The organism is Paenibacillus sp. ClWae2A, assembly GCF_032452295.1.
Taxonomy (GTDB): Bacteria; Bacillota; Bacilli; order Paenibacillales; family Paenibacillaceae; genus Paenibacillus.
Genome location: NZ_JAULSQ010000002.1, coordinates 1 through 18632, shown reverse-complemented (window position 1 = coordinate 18632; position 18632 = coordinate 1). Strand labels below are relative to the sequence as shown.

Below are 18632 nucleotides of genomic sequence, written 5' to 3'. Positions count from 1 at the left end.
TTGGGTTGCCTTTGAAGCATAGCCATGTAATGGCAGATGGGAGCGCTGTAATGACGAAACGGGTAGTTCTGTTGGAAGAAGGTACGGCAGAGATGAAAAGGCTGATGGGTAGTAAAGGGGCTGGACTTGCAGCGTTGCTTCAGGCAGGTTGGCCCGTTCCGGCCGGGTTCATTGTAACAAGGGAAGGCTGTCGCGCGTTCTGTACCCGTCTTGGACATCTTTCCACAGAAGAAGTTCAAAAGATTGGCAGCGCAGTTCGGCACTTGGAAGGTCAAACAGGAACATTCTTCGGTGATTCTTTAGCACCGCTGCTGCTTGCCGTGAGGTCAAGTAAAGCGAGTTCCCATGATACGAAATCCCCTGCTTTGCTTCATGTGGGACTGAATGATGTGACGGTTGAGGGGCTCGCCAAGCAAACTAATGATCGACAGTATGCGCTTAATTGTTATCGAATTTTATTACAGGATTATGGTCAGCTAGTACATGGCATCCCGTACACCCTATTCGAAGAGAAGTTGGGTGACCTTTCGATCCTCGATGAAGCGAAACTGGAATTCGCCATCGCAGAATATAAGCAATTAATAGAAGATATAGGGCTTCATCCATTCCCTCAAGACGTCCAATTACAATTAAAAGAAGCGATTCGTGCGGTTTCTCATACACAACGTGCATCTCGACTCAACTCACAACAAGAACCTGGTCTCCAAACCACTCCACGCTCAGGAGATCATCAAGGAGCTGCGGCTCTTATTCAGGTGATGGTCAATGGTGAGCAAGGTGAACGCAGCGGCAGCGGCACGGTATATTCCCGTCATCCGGCTACGGGGGAAAGAGGCATGACAGGCGAGTACATTGCATCTGCTCTTTCCCAAACTCAGGATGAAGGACTGGGCCAGTTACGGAGAGAAGAACCTGGATTATATGGTCTTCTGTTGGATGCTTGCAGTTATCTGGAGAATGATATGGGAGAAGTTCAAAAAATCCAATTCATTATCGATTCAGGGGAGCTGTATCTTCTGCATGTCAGTCCAGCGTGCTTGAGTGCTAAGGCCGCCTTGCAGAGTACTATTGATTTTGTGCATGAAGGAGTAATCTCCAAAGCGGATGCGCTATTACGTATCGAGCCGTGTCATTTGACGGAGATGTTGAACGGGTTCTCAAGATGTTCACCGGAACTACAGCTTCTGCTCGAATGGGCGGATGAAATAAAGGAACTGACGATACTGTCCAATATAGATCATCCACAAGAAGCGATTACAGCTAGGGCACTTGGTTCGGAAGGGATTGGATTGTGCCGTACAGAACAGATGCTCATGTCTGCTTCAAGGCTTCCTTTTGTACAAAAAATGATCTTAGCAGACAGTGAATCCGAACGCAGGCGTGGTTTGGAGCGTCTGTTGCCGATGCAACAGTCTGATTTTGAACAGATATTCGAAGCGATGGATGGATATCCGGTAACGATACGTTTGCTCGATTCGCCGTTGCATGAACTGTTACCGGATCTGGGAGTGTTGGAGAAACGACGTGAGTGGTTACAAGCAGAGGAGTGGCAGGAGCATGAAGACCATCAGATTGAACTGGAGGAACTCGAGCGCGTAATTCGCAGAGTCAGTGAATTGCATGAACATAATCCGACATTGGGGCAACAGGCTTGTCGTCTGAGTACGGTGTTCCCGGAGATCGTTGATATGCAGCTTGAAGCGATTTTCCGCGCAGCGGTGAAAGGCATCCGGCAAGGCTGGTGGGTACGTCCCGAGATTATGATCCCGCAGATCGGCCATGTGCATGAACTTCAGGTGATGAGAGATCTGGTGGATCATGTGGCTGACCAAGTGCTTGGTGAGGAGAAGCGGCATTGTCTGTATAGAGTTGGGGCGATGATCGAAGCTCCGAGAGCGGCGCTGACGGCGACTCACATTGCTCGCCAGGCTGACTTTTTCTCGTTTGGCACGGATGAGCTGACAGAGATGACGTTTGGATATAGTCGCCATGAATCCGAGAAGCGATTCATTCAACTGGATACGGACTCTCGTACGATAACCAATAATCCATTTCATGTGCTGGACATTGAGGGAGTCGGACAACTGATTGAGATGGCGGTAGTCCAAGGTCGAATTCGAAAACCTCATCTGAAGACAGGGATCTGTGGAGAAAATGTTGTGGATCTGGAGTCGATTACGTTCTGCCACCGCATTGGTCTGGATTACGTAAGCTGTTTCCCTGAACAGATCCCTTATGCACGAATTGCTGCTGCACAAGCAGCTATTAAGGGACAGAGAGAGGGAGCGGACACGCAGAACACGGATATATCTACAATTGCGTAACGCTCACCCCGTCCTACACGGAACTTCCATGGAATAGCAACCAGAAAACTGTTATACTGAAATATGCGTTTTGTAAAAGGAACGTAAAATTTCAGGGTAAGGGTTGAAAGCGACCATGTATAATTCCAAAAATGAACGAACTTCATCACGGACCTTATTCGCCGTGTTATTCATTCTTATGCTGCTGAAGCTGTCATTGTTGCGGTATTTCTTTTTCCAGGGTCTGTCTGGCATCGGTCTGTTAACTGACGCATTAGGTGCATTAACGTTGGTATGCCTGCTGGATCTGATTGTGCCCAAAAGCTGGAAGCGAGCAGTATACGGGGGATTCAATATTCTGTTTTCTCTGGTGCTGTTCGCGGCTACGCTGTATAACGTTCATTTCAGTTCGGTACCTACCTATACCGCGCTAAGTGAGCTGGGGCAAGTTGCCCAAGTGAGGGGAAGTATCGGACCGCTAGTACGACCGGAGCACTTTCTGTTTTTTGCAGACATCGTACTGGCATTGCCAATATGGTTGATTATGCGCAGACGTGCTGGCGGGCGTAACCACAGCAGTTACCGCGATAGCGGTTTGACGTTTGGCAGAATTCGCAGGCGTTACTGGGGCAAGCTCGGCGTTGCGCTTACTGCTGCATTCTGCATCGTGCTGTCAGGCAGTTTTATTGTCAAAGGGGAAACGATTGATAACGAGCTGGTTCGCGCCGAGAATCTCGGTTTCCTGAACTATCAGGTATCGTCTGCCATTCTGACGAGCAAAGAAAATGAGGCCATTGCGAATGGCAACATTAATGAAACGATCGCCAAGATCAATGAGCTGGTTAGCCAGTATCCGTATCAGGATAAACCAAGTGACGGTACAGCCGTGAAAGCCAAATATTTTGGTCAGGCCAAAGGCAGCAACCTGATTGTACTGCAACTGGAGTCCTTTCAGAATTTCCCGATTAATGCTTCACTAGACGGTCAGGAGTTAACGCCGGTACTGAATGATCTGGCGAAAGAAAGCTATTATTTCTCTCATTTCTTCCAACAGATCGGACAGGGAAACACATCAGACGCTGAGTTCATGTCGAACACGTCTATCTATCCAACCGGCGTTGTTCCCATGTCGGCAGGGTATAGTGACCGTGAACTGCCGAGTCTTCCGAAGTTACTGGGCAAAGAGGGATATGAGTCCGAGACGTACCACGTCAATGACGTCACCTTCTGGAACCGGAACAAGATGTATCCGGCACTCGGATTCACTCGTTACTTCGACAAGCCCAGCTTCAATAATGACAGATTCAATGACTTTGGACCATCGGATGAAGAGTTGTACCGTGTAGGTGTGGAAAAAATGACTGCGCATCAGGCAGCAAATCAGCCATTCTATGCTCAGTTCATTACGGCATCCAGCCACTCGCCGTTTACGATCCCAGCTGATCGTGCACGAATCACGATTCCTGCAACCATCACGAACAAACTGCTTCACGATTATCTGCAAGCGATCAACTATACGGACTATGCCATTGGTCAACTCATTAATGAGTTGAAGGCGAATGGATTATGGGATAACACAACCTTAGTGCTCTACGGAGACCACTTTGGTCTGCCTGCTGACGAAGAGATTACACAGCAGATTCAGGCTAATCTGGGCGTTCCTTATGACGGTAAAGTTAGTCGATTCAACATTCCGTTAATGATCCACACGCCCAAACAGACCAAAGGGCAAGTCATTGAGCAGCCAGGCGGTCAGCTGGATATGTTACCAACAATCATGAATCTGATGGGCGTTTCGCTCCAGGATGAGAAGTTCACGGCCTTCGGGCATGATCTGCTCAACATGGATCATAATGCCTTCGGTATCCGGTATTACTTGCCGACGGGTTCATTTGTCAACAATGACATCATGTTTATTCCGGGTGCAGGGTTTGACGATGGAACAGCCTACTCTCTCAAAACATATGAACCGGTAACAGATTTGGAACCCTATCGTGCCGACTATGAACATGTGCTCAGCCTGATGAAACTGTCTGACGAGTATGTGAAGTTGTTACCGAAACGTGCCCCATAAATCAATTTTTCTGCAAGAGGTTAGATCAAAACGTCACCAGTTCATTAACTGGTGGCGTTTTTTTTGCATGTTTCTTGCACAAGTGTGGTAATAAAGAGGATAACTAAAGTTTGAAACTGTAATAATTAATGTTACAATGAAATGAGTAAGAATGTAGTGAGTAATAGCGTGTAATATTCGCATAACTCATATTCACAGAAATCATGAAGCAACAGACGAGAGGATTGAATATATATGAAACTGAGTGTACTCGAACATGGACATATCAATGAAGGACGGAGTGTACAAGATACGTTGCAGGAAACGGTCAAACTCGCACAACATGCCGATCAATTGGGGTACTCCCGTTTCTGGATGTCGGAGCATCATGGCAGTGGTGCGCTGTCTTTCTCCAGTCCTGAAGTTATGATTGCACATGTGGCTGCACATACGGATCGAATTCGCATAGGTTCCGGTGGCGTCATGTTGCCTCATTATAGTGCCTATAAGGTTGCAGAGAATTTCCGTCTGCTGGAAGCTTTGCATCCGGGGCGGATTGACCTTGGGATTGGCAGAGCACCAGGCGGAATGCCGATTGCCAGCAGAGCGTTGAACGAAGGCAAATCATCGAATGTACAATTCTTCCCTCAGCAGATTGCGGATCTGGGCGGATACTTCCATGAGCAATTGCCCGAGGATCATCGGTTTGCATCTCTGGTTGCCGGACCATCGGTTCCAACGGTTCCTGAAGTATGGCTGCTGGGTTCCAGCTCCGAAGGTGCGAGAATTGCTGCAGCGCAAGGGACATCATATGCGTTTGCCCAATTCTTCGGAACACCAGGCGGCGAAGAAGCGATGAAGCATTACCGCAGACATTTCAAGCCGTCCATCCTGAATGACAAACCACATTCCATGATTGCTGTCTCGGCATTCTGCGCGGAGACAGAGGAAGAAGCGGCTGAACTGGCGCGCAGCAATGAACTTTTCTTCCTGCGTCTTGGACGAGGTCTTGAACAAAGTTCCTTCCCATCCCTGGAAACGGTGAACAACTATCCATTCACAGCGATGGAGATGGAACAGATCCGCCAGCGCCGTTCTTTTTCCATTGTGGGTACACCGGATCAGGTGAGAGACAAAATTACCGCTATGGCTGAACGTCATGAAGCGGATGAAGTCATTATCGCATCAGCGGTCCATTCGTTTGAAGCACGTCTGCGCTCATTCGGCTTGATTGCAGAAGCCTTTGGACTCAAGCAGGACTAATGGTGAGCAAGCGGGAATAACTACTCTGAACAGACTGGAATCTTGCTCATGCAAGATTCCGGTTATACTCTTGCGTGATCAGGGAGAGGAGAGATTCACATGCGCAGATGTGTCATTAGTGATATTCATGGCTGTTACGATGAATTTAATGCACTGCTTAAGCTTGCAGATTATAATCCGCAGCAGGATGAATTGATTTTACTCGGTGATTATGTGGATCGAGGTCCAAGCAGCAAACAGGTCATCGAACAGATTATGCAGCTTCAACAACAGCACCATATTATGGTGATCAAAGGCAATCACGATGCCATGATGGTGAAGGCGCTTACTCAGGATGTTGAGCAATATGATCAACACTGGATTCGTAATGGCGGACTACAGACGATGGCAAGTTATCTGGATCTGGAGCTTACTTATGATGAGCAGCAGATAGATTGGGAAGCTTATGCTGAAGCCAAAAAGTGGATACGTACACACTATGAACACCATCTTCGTTTTCTGGATCAGCTTCCGCTGGTGCATGAGATTCCAGGTTATATTTTTGTGCATGCCGGGATCAACCCGGATATCGAGGATTGGAGAAGCCAGTCCGAGCGGGACTTTATTTGGATTCGTGAATCATTCTATTCCAGACCAACGACGATTAGAGAGACGGTCGTATTTGGACACACCCCCGTGAAGCATTTGCATGATGAGACAGGCATTTGGTTTGACCCGAGCGGAGACAAAATTGGCATTGACGGTGGTTGTGCTTACGGAGCACAATTGAACCTGCTGGAGATTAGCGAGGACGGCAGTCTACAGACCTTTTTTGTACGGCAAGGGCAGAGCGCGGAAGAGCCTGAGATTTAATGTTTTCGTTGCGTATCAGAGTTTCGTATGCTAATTTATAAGGTTGTACAATGGAATAAACACGATACATATCATATCGACTTGAGGGGAATGAACCAAGTTTGGCTATCTATAATCTGGATCAACTGCAACATCACATTTTACTCTGTAATGGTGGAACATGCATGCGTAACGATGGGGAAGAAGTAACTCAGGCGGTACGGGACGAGATTGTTAAGCAGCAGGCGGGAGGATTCATCCATACAACACGTACCAAATGTAATGGTCGGTGTGACGATGCGTGCGTAACGATTGTGTATCCACAAGGTGACTGGTATGGCCAAATGACACCGGATTCAGGCAGAGCGCTGGTACAGGCCTTGTGTGAAGGGGAGAAATTGGAGAAACACCTGATTGCTAATGTGGCCAAGACCTCTGTGAATTAGAATTACAGAGAGTATGTTTTTTTCAAAGTGACTTACCTGAGAATGATTTGCAATTAATTCGCTGTAAAGGGATTGGAATTAAGCCTTATTAGCGCTATAATCAGTAGGGTATGATTAAAATATGACATGTATTATTCTAAATCAGAATTGACGGAGGGCTATGAATATGGAAAAAGCGTTAATCTTCGGTCACAAAAATCCCGATACGGATACGATCTGTTCGGCAATCGCCTATGCGGATCTGAAAACAAAATTGGGTCAAGACGTTGAAGCTGTTCGTCTCGGCGAAGTCAATGGTGAAACCCAGTTTGCACTGGATCAATTCAAAATTGCAGCACCACGTCTGATTAAAACAGCTGCAAATGAAGTAAACAAAGTTATTCTGGTTGACCACAACGAGCGTCAGCAAAGTGTAAGCGATATTGAGGAAGTAACTGTTGTTGAAGTTATCGACCATCACCGTATTGCTAACTTTGAGACAAGCGGACCTCTGTATTTCCGTGCAGAGCCTGTAGGTTGTACAGCAACTATTTTGAATAAAATGTACAAAGAAAATGGCATCGAAGTGAGTGCACCGATTGCTGGCCTGATGCTGTCTGCTATTATCTCCGATTCCCTGTTGTTCAAATCCCCGACTTGCACAGAGCAGGACGTAGCCGCTGCGCGTGAACTGGCTGCCATTGCTGGTGTAGATGCAGACAGCTATGGTCTGGACATGCTGAAAGCCGGTGCGGATCTGAGCCAAAAAACAATTGCTGAACTAATCTCCCTGGATGCAAAAGAATTCGTAATGGGTCAATCCAAAGTGGAAATTGCACAGGTTAATGCTGTTGACGTGAATGATGTTCTCGTGAAACAACCTGAGCTTGAAGCAGCTATTGATGCGATCATTTCCAGCAAAGGTCTCGACCTGTTTGTATTTGTCGTAACAGACATTTTGAACAACGATTCCGTAGCTCTGGCATATGGTACATCCACTAAAGCTGTGGAGAAAGCCTACAATGTGACGCTGTCTGATAGCAGAGCTATTTTGAAAGGCGTAGTATCACGCAAATCACAAATTGTACCGGTTCTGACGGAAGCATTCAACACGTTGTAAATCAAGCCGATTGGCGTATTTGTACGCTGATATGTATTACAAATAAGTAGCAACACCATCCTAGCCTGCTCTGATCCGTAAATGGTCAGGACAGGCTTTTGATGTAGAGGAGGAAGAATCATGATCAAAAACGAAAAGATTAAAGCAGCCGAAGTGCGGCTGACCGGCCTGAATGGTGAAGATCTGGGGGTCATGTCCACGCAGGAAGCACTTCTACTTGCGAAGCAGCATAAAGTAGATCTGGTGTGCTTGTCCTTGATGACGAGTCCACCGCCATGCAAGCTGATTGGAGCTGGAGCGGCCAAAGTGGAAGCCCAGCAGGCGAAGAAAAAAGCGAGTAAATCCCCCGATAAACGGAAAGTAAAGGAAATTCGATTGAACCTTGCGATGGAGGATCATGACCGGGATACGAAGCAATCTCAAGCGGAACGCATTCTGAAGAAGGGTGATTCGGTAAAACTCGTCATTCAGGTGCATGGAGCCAAAGAAGGAGTTGCAGGCAAGGAGTGGGCAGAGCAACTCAGTAAATCGCTGGCTGAATTCGGTAGCAAAACCACGGGTGTTCAGGTAAGTGGTAAACAGGTTGTGGTACAACTGGACCCGAATGCGTAAACTGTCAGGAGTGATCCTCGATGTAGCACAAAGGTAAGGCGAATGTCGATACAATAATGATCCCATGGATGTGAAGAAAGCCCAATGAGGTGGCAGTCGAACTGCTGCTGTATTGGGCTTGTTTGTCGTCACTTGGTTTGAGGTATCGTGCAATTTAATGCAAAAGCCGTTTCCGTTCCAGTAGTTCAGCTGCGTAAATAACGGCTACAACCAAGTCGTACATATAACTGTCCGGGTAATACAGGCGTGGAACCAGCGGCAATATTATTCTGGCTGTTTTTGGCGAATCGGGATAAATAAAAGAAGTCCGGATAGATAACCATATCCATTAAGTAGGCGGAGACCCGGCTACCTGGAACGCGGAACTGATTCAGGGTACGTATAATTTCTTCGCCGCTTGCAATACCAATGCCATGACCATAATACCAGTTCTCGCGCAGCATGATTGTATTCTCTCCCTGCCATTCGGGGGTTTCGGGAGAAACATCCGGATTTTTGAAATACAGTACATCCCCTGGTAGGGCGGTCTCACTACCGTTTTTTTCGGTCAATCGCAGGTCACCGTCATAATGCCAATCAAAGAGTAACAGATTTCGAAACAGGGAATTAAAGGCATCTTCGCGAATGCTTCCCAGGACGCCACCGTACAGCACAATAACGGTAGCTGTTGCACATTCAAAGGCATATAAGTGTCCATTCCTCCAGATATCCCGGATGCCGTCGGCGGGGGTCACGTTTGATCTTAGCTCAAACCCACCTTCCGCATTACGATTCCAGTAAGCAGGATTACATCTGGATTTTTCAAAGGATGCAAAGCTCACACCGCTTCGATCGAGTCCTTCCGCGGCATCCACGAGAGAGCCCCTCAAGTCCCATTCAAATCGAAGATGATCCATGGACTGGTACACATACCTCGTTGGACGATTCTGGAGTTGTTGTAACCAATACCATTCAAAATCAGACCATTCCGAGCGGTTCAGCAGGGCGGGTTGATTCGCGACAATGATCATAATCCATAACCTCCGTTCCTATTCGAATATTCAACATTGTATAATCAGGAGAGCACGGGTATTGTGTAGTATATGACGTGATGTGTTCGAATTGGTATATTTTAAAGAAAGTCGTTCATATCGATAATTAAAGATGTCGATTCATGTGGACTTTTGTCTGACCTCGTTTATCAATCATGGCATTTGGGGTAGTACTCTATAGATGAAGTTATGTTCAGGTGGATCTATTCATACGAAATACATTCAGAATCTCATAAAGGAGGACATGTGATGTCGAAATCCATTACAGAGAGCCGATCTCTGTTCGAACAATTGTATACGCACGCTCCAATTGGCATTGCTGTCGCATCGCATGTAAATGGACGATGGTTGCAGCTTAATCCTGCATTTTGCGAGATGCTTGCATACAGTGAAGATGAACTGATCGATACTTCGGTCATACATATGATCTACGAAGAAGATCTGCACATGGAGGAATTCCGCAGCAAGTTCTGGGAAATGACCCATGAAACAAGTCCGATGTACGAGACGGAGGTTCGTCTGAAACGAAAGGATGGTTCGTTATTATGGGCAACCATTAGAGCTTGCATTGTTAGGGATGAAACAAATGGTGAGCCTTTGTATCTGCTAGTACAAGCTGCTGATATTACGAAACAAAAAGATGCAGAGGAAATCCTCATTGTACAACGTAAGCAATTGGAAGAGAGCAGTCGCATCTCTCGCCTGCTGGCGGAGTCTTCATTAGATCTGATTGCAATACATGATGCCGATTCGAGTCGTACATTTAAATATGTATCGAATGCTTGTAAGAGCATGTTGGGCTATGAGTTGGAAGAAGTTATAGGTAAGCCGGGAACATTCGTTATCTATCCGGAGGATGTACCTTTGGTTGAAGCGTACGTGGAAGAGCAGAGGAAGGGTCTGGCTCCCAAACGGATCAGTTATCGTCTTTTGCATAAGGATGGATCTACGGTGTGGGCAGATACCATTACACATTATGTGTATGACAGTGCAGGTGAACTGATAGAACTCGTCGCTGTAACCCGGGATATCACAGCCAGCCAGCAACAACAGTTAAGCATGCAGGAGTACAGATCGTTATTTGACTGTAATCCCCTAGGTGTGGCTTCTCTTGATCTGGAAGGCAATCTGCTGAAAGCCAATATGGGTCAAGAACAGTTGACAGGACACACCAAGGAGGAACTGCTGAGTCGACCTTTTGATCACCTCATTGATCCTGTGGATCTGGAGAAGACTCGCTATCATTTTGAGGAAACGGTGAAGGGTACTGCACAGAGCTACGAGATAGGTTTAATTCACAAAAATGGGCAGCGAATTGAAACAAATGTGATTAATGTTCCTATTATACTTGAGGACAAAGTTGTTGGGGTATATGGGATTACCAGTGACATTACAGAGTCCAAACGTTACGTCGAGGAAATCGAGAATCTCAGTTATGAACGGGCATTGATTTTGAATGGCATGTCTGAGGGGGTTATTGGACTGGACCTGGATGGGAATCTGAACTTTGCCAATCCGGCCGCTGCGGAGATCATGAACTTCTGTCCAAGTGAAATGAATGGCAAACCATTAGAGCAGATGATGATCCAAATGCAGAGCGAAGGCATCCCCTACCCATCCAAGGATACACCAATTCTACAGGCTGTTCGTGAGGGACGAGGTCTGCCGCGTACCGAATCCGTATTCTGGAGACAGGATGGGTCCAGTTTCCTGGCGGAGTTCCAATTGAAGCCGATTATGGATCAGGGTAGAACCCGCGGGGCAGTTCTGGTCTTCCGTGATATGACATCTGTTAAAGACATCATACGTGCCAAGGAAGCAGCAGAGCATGCAGACCGGGCAAAGTCCGAGTTTCTCGCCATCATGAGTCATGAGCTTCGTACGCCATTGAACGGTATCATGGGCATGGCCCATCTGTTAATGGAAACCGAGCTGGATGATGAACAGAAAGGTTTTGCGGAAATCATGATTGATAGCGGCGAATCCCTTTTGTACATTTTGAACGAAATTTTGGATTTCAGCAAAATCGAAGCAGGCAAAATGGATATTGAGCGCGCACCTGTAGATATTAAGGCGATGCTGGGTGGGGTGATGGAGCTGTTTGCCCTGAAGGCATCAGAGAAAAATATTGAACTTTATTGTGAAGTATCGGATCAGATTCCTGAACGCATTCGAGGGGATGAGACACGAATCCGGCAGATTTTGATTAATCTCGTGGGTAACGCCGTTAAATTCACAGAGCGGGGCCGTATTATGGTGAGCGTAGGTGCTGATTACTCAGATGAGCATGGTCAGGATAACCTGATGTTGACCTTTAAGGTGAGAGATACGGGGATCGGCATTCCAATAGAAAAGCAGCATCAGTTGTTCCAATCCTTCTCACAGCTTGATCCGGCCATCAATCGCAAGTTTGGCGGGACAGGTCTAGGGCTTGCGATCAGCAAGAAACTGGTGGAGTTAATGGGCGGAGCGATTGGTGTACAGAGTGAGATCGGTGAAGGGGCAGAATTCCAGTTCACCCTCGTGGTTGAACGGTGGTTAGAGGAAAGTAATGACCTGATCGAAATCACCGCGAATGATGACCTGCAATTGGATCGAGCTAGTCTTGCCCATGACATCAAAATTTTGATTGCTGAGGATCAAGCGGTCAACAGTCATCTGTTGGAGGAGATGCTGCGCAAGTTTGGCGGAGTGTGTGATATCGTTGAGAATGGTGCACAGGCCGTCGATTCATTGAACAAGGTTCAATATGACCTGGTGTTTATGGATATTCAAATGCCAGTTATGGATGGGATTGAAGCGACCTGCCGAATCAGACAGACCCACCCAGAAATACCGGTTATTGCAGCGATTACAGCTTTTGCAGGCGCTGGTGACCGTGAGGAGTGTCTGAAATGCGGGATGCAGGACTTTATCAGCAAACCGTTTCATTCCACGGAGATTAGCCGCGTACTGAATACATGGGTTCCATATATCCGCTCTCAAAGGGTAACGTAACAGAAAAATAACCTGCGCCTTGATATTCAAGGTACAGGTTATTCTGTCATTTACTCAAATTAGTTGGCACCTGACATCAAGAATCAGGACCAGCCTCCGATTAAACCGGAGAGGGTTACGCATTCGTCATCTTCCAAATCTGCAATCAGAGTGAGTTCTTCGTTGTCTTGTGGATCAACGGAGAATAATTCACGGCGTCCGTCCTCATGCACAATAATGACTAACTGATGGCCGCCCTTTGTATCAAACTGGTACTTAACTCCGATACCAGGTAGTGGGCATTCGCGGATATTCATGAAACCTGTCACCTCTTTAGCTTTGCTTAATAAAAAATTAACCGTTCACACAGTACGGATGTATTCTACTATCCATAACACCGTTTGGCAAGTCACAAATAAAATTGGTGTGAAGGAATTAATTTTTTCCGCGATGTGATCTTGCACTATGGCGCTGTCTGGCCCGTCTGCGACGAACAAAAAACCAAATGAGCAGAGCAACGATTAATAATAGACCAATGACTGCAATTATGATGATGTTCCGAATATTGGGAACCTGTACAGTCAGATCCAGTTTATTCATCTGGAGTGGTGAAACGTGCCAAATGAGCGTTTTCCCGCCATCCTCCACCTGATCCGCATTGGAATCGGCTGCTTTGATGGGCAAAGACAACTTAAAGTCAAAGTTAACATCTTTTAACAAGAGGTTCTTGAGAAAACTAGGCACCTTGTTAATCTGATTTTTGATCTCACCATCGGGCATGGACTCCATGAGGTCGGCTTCCGCTGTAATGTGCATCTTGGAAGTGAAGAAGCCGGGTGTAGTTGATTGTTCAACCTTGATCCCTTGTGGTAACTTGGATGTATCAAAGCTGGTTGTATTGCTTTTTTCATAATGGGTGGTCGCTGTGAGTTGCTTCTGATCTCCCTGTTCCGAAACCTCTGCCTGGAAGTTATTTCGATTCAATGCATCTGCGATCAGAGGCATGAGATTGTCTTGTCCAATTTTTCCAAGAGCCGAGTTCTTTACGTTGAGATTGAGATCCAGATCCGTTGATCCATCCATATTTACCGTTAGATGGGCTTCTCCATCAGCACAGGCGGTTAAAACAGATAACATAAGGGCTAATAAAACAGTAAGAAATAACTGACGTAAGGGGATACGAGTTGACATGTCTTTCAACCTTTCTACGTAAAAATCCAAATTCCATTTCATAGAAGTATAGTATACACCGTAAGCATGGCGGATGAAACTTTGAACCGTGCAGTGAGGTACGTATGATTTAGTGTGATCGAGGAAATAATCCATTTATTAAAATTAAAGATTTCGTATTTTTGTCAATGTTCGGTCAATTCAAACGGCGTTTCACCGTGTACACTAGTAGTAGTGTGATGAATATACGGAAGCAGGGAGGTTACATTCATGACATATATCATTATTATGGCCGTTATTATGGTCGTGGGCATGGTCGGAATGGGCTGGTTCTATCAGATTATGGATAAAGACCAAAGCTAGTATTTTTCATGTGAAAAGAAGAGACAACCTATAAGCTGGCTTCGCTAACGCGAGGCGGGCTTATTTGTGTGGGGAAAATTGTGAGGCACTGACCTTACATAAGCACGTAATATATGTAACCATTCATGTTGTACAATTTGACCGTTGGACAAATATTTTTCGTAATTATGGGATTTTTTAGCTGCTCTTTTGTATAATAGGGGGTAGTTTAACTCGGGATACTCCCGAAATTCTGCCAAACAGGAAAGGGTGTACATAAATGAAATTTAGTGAGTATACGTATACACGTCCGAATCTGGAACATATCAAGACATCTTTCCGTGAGCTGTTGAGCGGTTTTGAAGCTGCGGCAACGGTTGAAGAACAGAGCGGATTCATGGATCAGATTAACGCGCTGCGCAGTGATTTTGAGACGCAAGCCCAATTGGTCTACATCCGTCATTCCATTGATACCAATGATGAGTTTTACAAAGCGGAGAACGAATTTCTGGATGAGAATGCACCCATTGTGCAAGAATATATCACGGATTTTTACCGTGCACTGGTTAACTCGAAATTCCGCAATGAGTTGGAACAAAAATGGGGTTCACAGCTGTTCCAGCTCGCGGATCTTTCACTGAAAACATTCAGCCCGGAAATTATTGAAGAACTCCAGAAGGAGAACAAACTTTCCACAGAATACAATCAGTTGATCGCATCCGCCAAAATTCCGTTCGAAGGTGAAGAGCGCACATTGCCACAGCTTCATCCATTTGAACTGTCCACGGATCGCTCCATGAGGGAGCGTGCTTCGGAAGCCAGATATACTTTCATGGCTGAACATGAAGCTGAATTCGATCGCATTTACGATGAACTGGTTAAAGTTCGTACACAAATCGCGAAGAAACTGGGTTATCCAAGCTATGTAGAACTCGGCTATGATCGCATGAACCGCACAGATTACAACGCTGAGATGGTAGCCAACTTCCGGGCACAAGTTCGTGATTATATTGTACCTGTAGCGACCAAGCTCAGAGAGCGCCAGCGTAACCGGATTGATGTGGATACACTGTATTATTACGATCAGGGCTTCAGCTTCAAGACGGGTAACCCGACACCTAAAGGTGACGCGGACTGGATTATTGATAATGGTAAAAAAATGTACGCTGAATTATCACCAGAGACGGATGCATTTTTCCAGATGATGACCGAAAACGAGCTTATGGATCTGGTCAGCAAAAAAGGTAAACAGGGCGGCGGATATTGTACGTTCCTGAACGATTACAAAGTGCCGTTTATCTTCTCCAATTTCAACGGTACATCCGGTGATATTGATGTATTGACACATGAAGCAGGTCATGCTTTCCAGGTGTATGAGAGCCGTGATTTTGCAGTGCCTGAGTACAACTGGCCGACATATGAATCGGCTGAGATTCATTCCATGAGTATGGAGTTCTTCACATGGCCGTGGATGCAGTTGTTCTTCAAGGAAGATACGGACAAGTACAAGTTTGATCACCTGTCTTCCGGTCTGTTGTTCATTCCGTATGGTGTAGCTGTGGATGAATTCCAGCATTTTGTGTATGCGAACCCGGATGCAACACCAACGGAGCGTAAGCAGGCTTGGCGCAACATTGAGAAGACCTATTTGCCACACATCAATTACAAAGATAATGCGTATTTGGAGCAAGGTGGTTTCTGGCATAAGCAGGGCCACATTTTCTCATCGCCATTCTATTACATTGACTATACGTTAGCACAAATCTGTGCATTCCAGTTCTGGAAACGCAGCAATGAGGACATGAAGTCCGCATGGGCCGACTATCTGACATTGTGCAAAGCGGGAGGAAGCCTGTCCTTCACCGGATTGGTTGAACTGGCTGGATTGAACTCTCCATTCGAAGACGGTTGTGTATCCTCCGTGATTGGCGATATTGAGGCATGGCTTGACGGCGTGAACGATAAGGCGCTGTAAGCCTTCGTAAGGATGCTTTTAGTGTAAGTACCTTCGGTAGGTATAAGTAGTGGATAAAGCTTTAAGATAGATAAGTAAGACGGCTTGGAGACCTTCGGGTGTCTGGGGCGTCTTTTTCATTACGGGGAAAAATCACCCTCAAGTGTAACATTTATCGAATTCATTGTGATTTATTTCACTATATCTGAAAACGGATTCAGTTACAATGGAGATAGTAAATCAGGGGTTACAGGAGGCTGGTTCAGATGGCAACACATGCATATTATGTTCCGCCCGTGAACTTGATGGGTAGAGGATGTTTACAGGAAGCAGGCCAGATGATTGAACAGATGGGTATCCGCAAGGCGCTGGTTGTAAGTGATCGCCAATTGATTACTTCAGGCGTTGCAGAGCAGGTACTGTCTATACTAAGAAAATTAGGGTTAGACTACGTAGTATATGATGAGGTTCAGCCTAATCCAACATGTCAGAATGTACATGACGGACTTCGAGTATTCCAGGATCATGGCTGTGATGCCATTATATCGATAGGCGGAGGTTCGCCTCAGGATGCTGCCAAAGGCATTGGCATTGTAGCTACCAATGGTGGACATATCCGTGAATATGAAGGATTGCATCAATCGAAACATAAGTCCGTGCCACTCGTGGCTTTTAACACAACGGCTGGCACATCGAGCGAGGTGACAATAAACTACGTGATTACAGATGAGGAACGTAAAGTGAAGATGGTGATGGTGGACCGCAATAGTCTAGTCTCCCTGTCGGTTAATGATCCGGAGCTGATGCTCAGCAAACCTGCAAGTCTCACAGCGGCCACAGGAATGGATGCGTTGACCCATGCCGTAGAAGCGATGGTTACACCGGGTGGATTTACAGTGACAAGTGCGACAGCTGCAGCAGCTGTTGAACTGATCTTTGAATATTTGCCAAGAGCCGTGAGAGACGGCAGTGATCTGGAAGCGCGGGAACACATGACGTATGCGTGTTTCCTTGGCGGGATTGCTTTTAATAATGCAGGATTAGGTTATGTCCATGCAATGGCGCATCAACTGGGGGGCGTATATGATCTGCCGCATGGTGTCTGTAACGCAATGTTACTCCCCTATGTGGAAGAGTTGAACGCCAAGCATGTACCCGGCAAATTCCGTCATATTGCTAAGGCAATTGGTATGGATGTGAAGGGAAGAAGTGATGAGGAGTGTTCCGATTACGTCATTGAGGCCATACGTCAGCTATCGAAGGAAGTCGGGATCCCTGAGAAACTGTCTGAACTGGGTGTAAAAGATCCCGATGTGGAACTGCTTGCGGATAACGCGATGAAAGATGCATGTGCACCAGGCAATCCCTATCAACCATCCAAGGATGAAGTGATGGAGCTGTTCCGCAAAATTATATAAGTGCGAACGTATCGAGTCGGAGGGAATCCGGCTCTTTTTTGTTTTTCAAATCTCGGATATTGTATATATGCCTTTGGGCATCTTCACAAATGGAGTTCAATGCGTAATAATGTAGGTCGGGCCATTGGCAACATATGACATCGACATCAGGAGGCATCATGAGACTTAGTACAAGTAACCTAAACAGCTATATTAAGCAATATGAGACTTATTTAAGCGTAGAGCGAAATCTATCCCTTAAATCCATTAAAGCCTATCTGTCTGATCTCAACAGACTTGTAGAATGGCTTGATACTAAACATATCCACGATGTAACCAGAGAAAATTTACGCATGTATCTGGAACAATTAAACAGTGAACACACACTTAAAGACTCGACCATTAAAAGAAAGTACATATGCTTCAAAGCATTTTTTAATTATTTGGTTCAAAACGGTGATATAATCGAGTCCCCAATTATTGGTTTCGGAAAAAAATTCAAAACGGCAAGACGTATTCCAAAGACACTCTCTGTCAATGAGGTAGAAAAGTTATTAAATGCACCTCAAGAGCACATGAAACAATTACACACGAGTTTTAGAAGAAGAATCAACCTTCGCAACGATGCTATTATTGAACTGCTCTATGTTATTGGAATTCGTATTGGAGAACTAGTGAATATTGATATGGAGCACATCGATCTCGAAGAGAAAACCGTGTTGATTTTTGGAAAAGGTCGTAAGGAGCGATTGCTCTACATTTCAAGTAGCGAAGTCATCCATAAAATTAAAACATGGTTGCATGCCCGCGAACATTTCGATCCCCAATCTGATGCCTTGTTCCTCAATAAATACGGTGATCGACTCTCCATTTACTCCATTGAGGATATTTACTCTAAATACAGGGACTTATCTAAGGTTAGCAAAAAATCAACACCGCATTATCTCAGACACAGCTTTGCTACACATCTGCTGAATAATGGTGCAGATTTACGATCAGTTCAGGAAATTCTTGGGCATACCAACGTTAGCACAACCCAAATTTATACAGAGGTGTCTGTTGAGCGGAAGAAGGATGTGCTGTCGAGGTTCAATCCAAGAAATAATCTAAAAGTGTAGAGAAAAACCTCCAAATAACTATAAATTATTTGGAGGT

At 45.7% G+C, this 18632-nt stretch carries 14 protein-coding genes; 11 read left to right on the top strand and 3 right to left on the bottom strand.

Annotation, left to right across the window (positions count from 1 at the left end; translation table 11 throughout):
* Positions 1 to 50: 50 nt before the first annotated feature.
* The 7 genes from QVE09_RS05975 (at position 51) to infC (ending at position 8607) form a co-directional block, all read left to right on the top strand.
* A complete protein-coding gene (locus QVE09_RS05975) occupies positions 51 to 2324 on the top strand; it encodes a putative PEP-binding protein (RefSeq protein WP_315936114.1) in 2274 nt (757 codons plus the stop codon).
* A gap of 115 nt (positions 2325 to 2439) precedes the next feature.
* A complete protein-coding gene (locus tag QVE09_RS05970) occupies positions 2440 to 4377 on the top strand; it encodes an LTA synthase family protein (protein ID WP_315936113.1) in 1938 nt (645 codons plus the stop codon).
* Between the two features lie 234 nt (positions 4378 to 4611).
* On the top strand, positions 4612 to 5619 hold the full coding sequence (locus QVE09_RS05965; protein ID WP_315936112.1) for an LLM class flavin-dependent oxidoreductase: 1008 nt from the start codon (positions 4612 to 4614) through the stop codon (positions 5617 to 5619).
* 99 nt (positions 5620 to 5718) lie between these two features.
* Positions 5719 to 6471, top strand: coding sequence for a metallophosphoesterase family protein (locus tag QVE09_RS05960; protein WP_315936111.1), 753 nt, complete (start codon positions 5719 to 5721; stop codon positions 6469 to 6471).
* A 101-nt stretch (positions 6472 to 6572) separates the two neighbouring features.
* Entirely contained in the window at positions 6573 to 6896 is a 324-nt protein-coding gene (locus tag QVE09_RS05955; protein WP_315936110.1) for a (2Fe-2S) ferredoxin domain-containing protein, read from the top strand.
* A gap of 166 nt (positions 6897 to 7062) precedes the next feature.
* Positions 7063 to 7995 (top strand): manganese-dependent inorganic pyrophosphatase, encoded by a 933-nt coding sequence (locus QVE09_RS05950; protein WP_017688903.1) that lies wholly within the window; start codon positions 7063 to 7065, stop codon positions 7993 to 7995.
* A 120-nt stretch (positions 7996 to 8115) separates the two neighbouring features.
* On the top strand, positions 8116 to 8607 hold the full coding sequence (gene infC / locus QVE09_RS05945; protein WP_315936109.1) for a translation initiation factor IF-3: 492 nt from the start codon (positions 8116 to 8118) through the stop codon (positions 8605 to 8607).
* A gap of 185 nt (positions 8608 to 8792) precedes the next feature.
* Here the strand turns inward: infC and QVE09_RS05940 are convergent, their stop codons facing one another.
* Positions 8793 to 9617: a protein-glutamine gamma-glutamyltransferase gene (locus QVE09_RS05940; protein ID WP_315936108.1), complete on the bottom strand. Its 825-nt coding sequence runs from the start codon at positions 9615 to 9617 to the stop codon at positions 8793 to 8795.
* 270 nt (positions 9618 to 9887) lie between these two features.
* Between QVE09_RS05940 and QVE09_RS05935 the strand changes: the two genes are divergently transcribed.
* Positions 9888 to 12635: a PAS domain-containing hybrid sensor histidine kinase/response regulator gene (locus tag QVE09_RS05935; protein ID WP_315936107.1), complete on the top strand. Its 2748-nt coding sequence runs from the start codon at positions 9888 to 9890 to the stop codon at positions 12633 to 12635.
* A gap of 83 nt (positions 12636 to 12718) precedes the next feature.
* Here the strand turns inward: QVE09_RS05935 and QVE09_RS05930 are convergent, their stop codons facing one another.
* Positions 12719 to 12931: a cation:proton antiporter regulatory subunit gene (locus QVE09_RS05930; RefSeq protein WP_017688899.1), complete on the bottom strand. Its 213-nt coding sequence runs from the start codon at positions 12929 to 12931 to the stop codon at positions 12719 to 12721.
* A gap of 118 nt (positions 12932 to 13049) precedes the next feature.
* Positions 13050 to 13805 carry a hypothetical protein gene (locus tag QVE09_RS05925; RefSeq protein ID WP_315936106.1) on the bottom strand — a complete coding sequence of 252 codons (756 nt, stop codon included), beginning with the start codon at positions 13803 to 13805 and terminating at the stop codon, positions 13050 to 13052.
* A gap of 601 nt (positions 13806 to 14406) precedes the next feature.
* Here QVE09_RS05925 and QVE09_RS05920 point away from each other — a divergent pair.
* The 3 genes from QVE09_RS05920 to QVE09_RS05910 all read left to right on the top strand — a co-directional run bounded on the left by QVE09_RS05920 (position 14407) and on the right by QVE09_RS05910 (position 18595).
* Positions 14407 to 16101 carry a M3 family oligoendopeptidase gene (locus QVE09_RS05920; protein ID WP_076217123.1) on the top strand — a complete coding sequence of 565 codons (1695 nt, stop codon included), beginning with the start codon at positions 14407 to 14409 and terminating at the stop codon, positions 16099 to 16101.
* A gap of 245 nt (positions 16102 to 16346) precedes the next feature.
* Positions 16347 to 17498, top strand: a complete 1152-nt coding sequence (locus tag QVE09_RS05915) for an iron-containing alcohol dehydrogenase (RefSeq protein WP_315936105.1) — start codon at positions 16347 to 16349, stop codon at positions 17496 to 17498.
* A gap of 158 nt (positions 17499 to 17656) precedes the next feature.
* On the top strand, positions 17657 to 18595 hold the full coding sequence (locus QVE09_RS05910) for a tyrosine-type recombinase/integrase (RefSeq protein ID WP_315936104.1): 939 nt from the start codon (positions 17657 to 17659) through the stop codon (positions 18593 to 18595).
* The last annotated feature ends 37 nt before the right edge of the window (positions 18596 to 18632 follow it).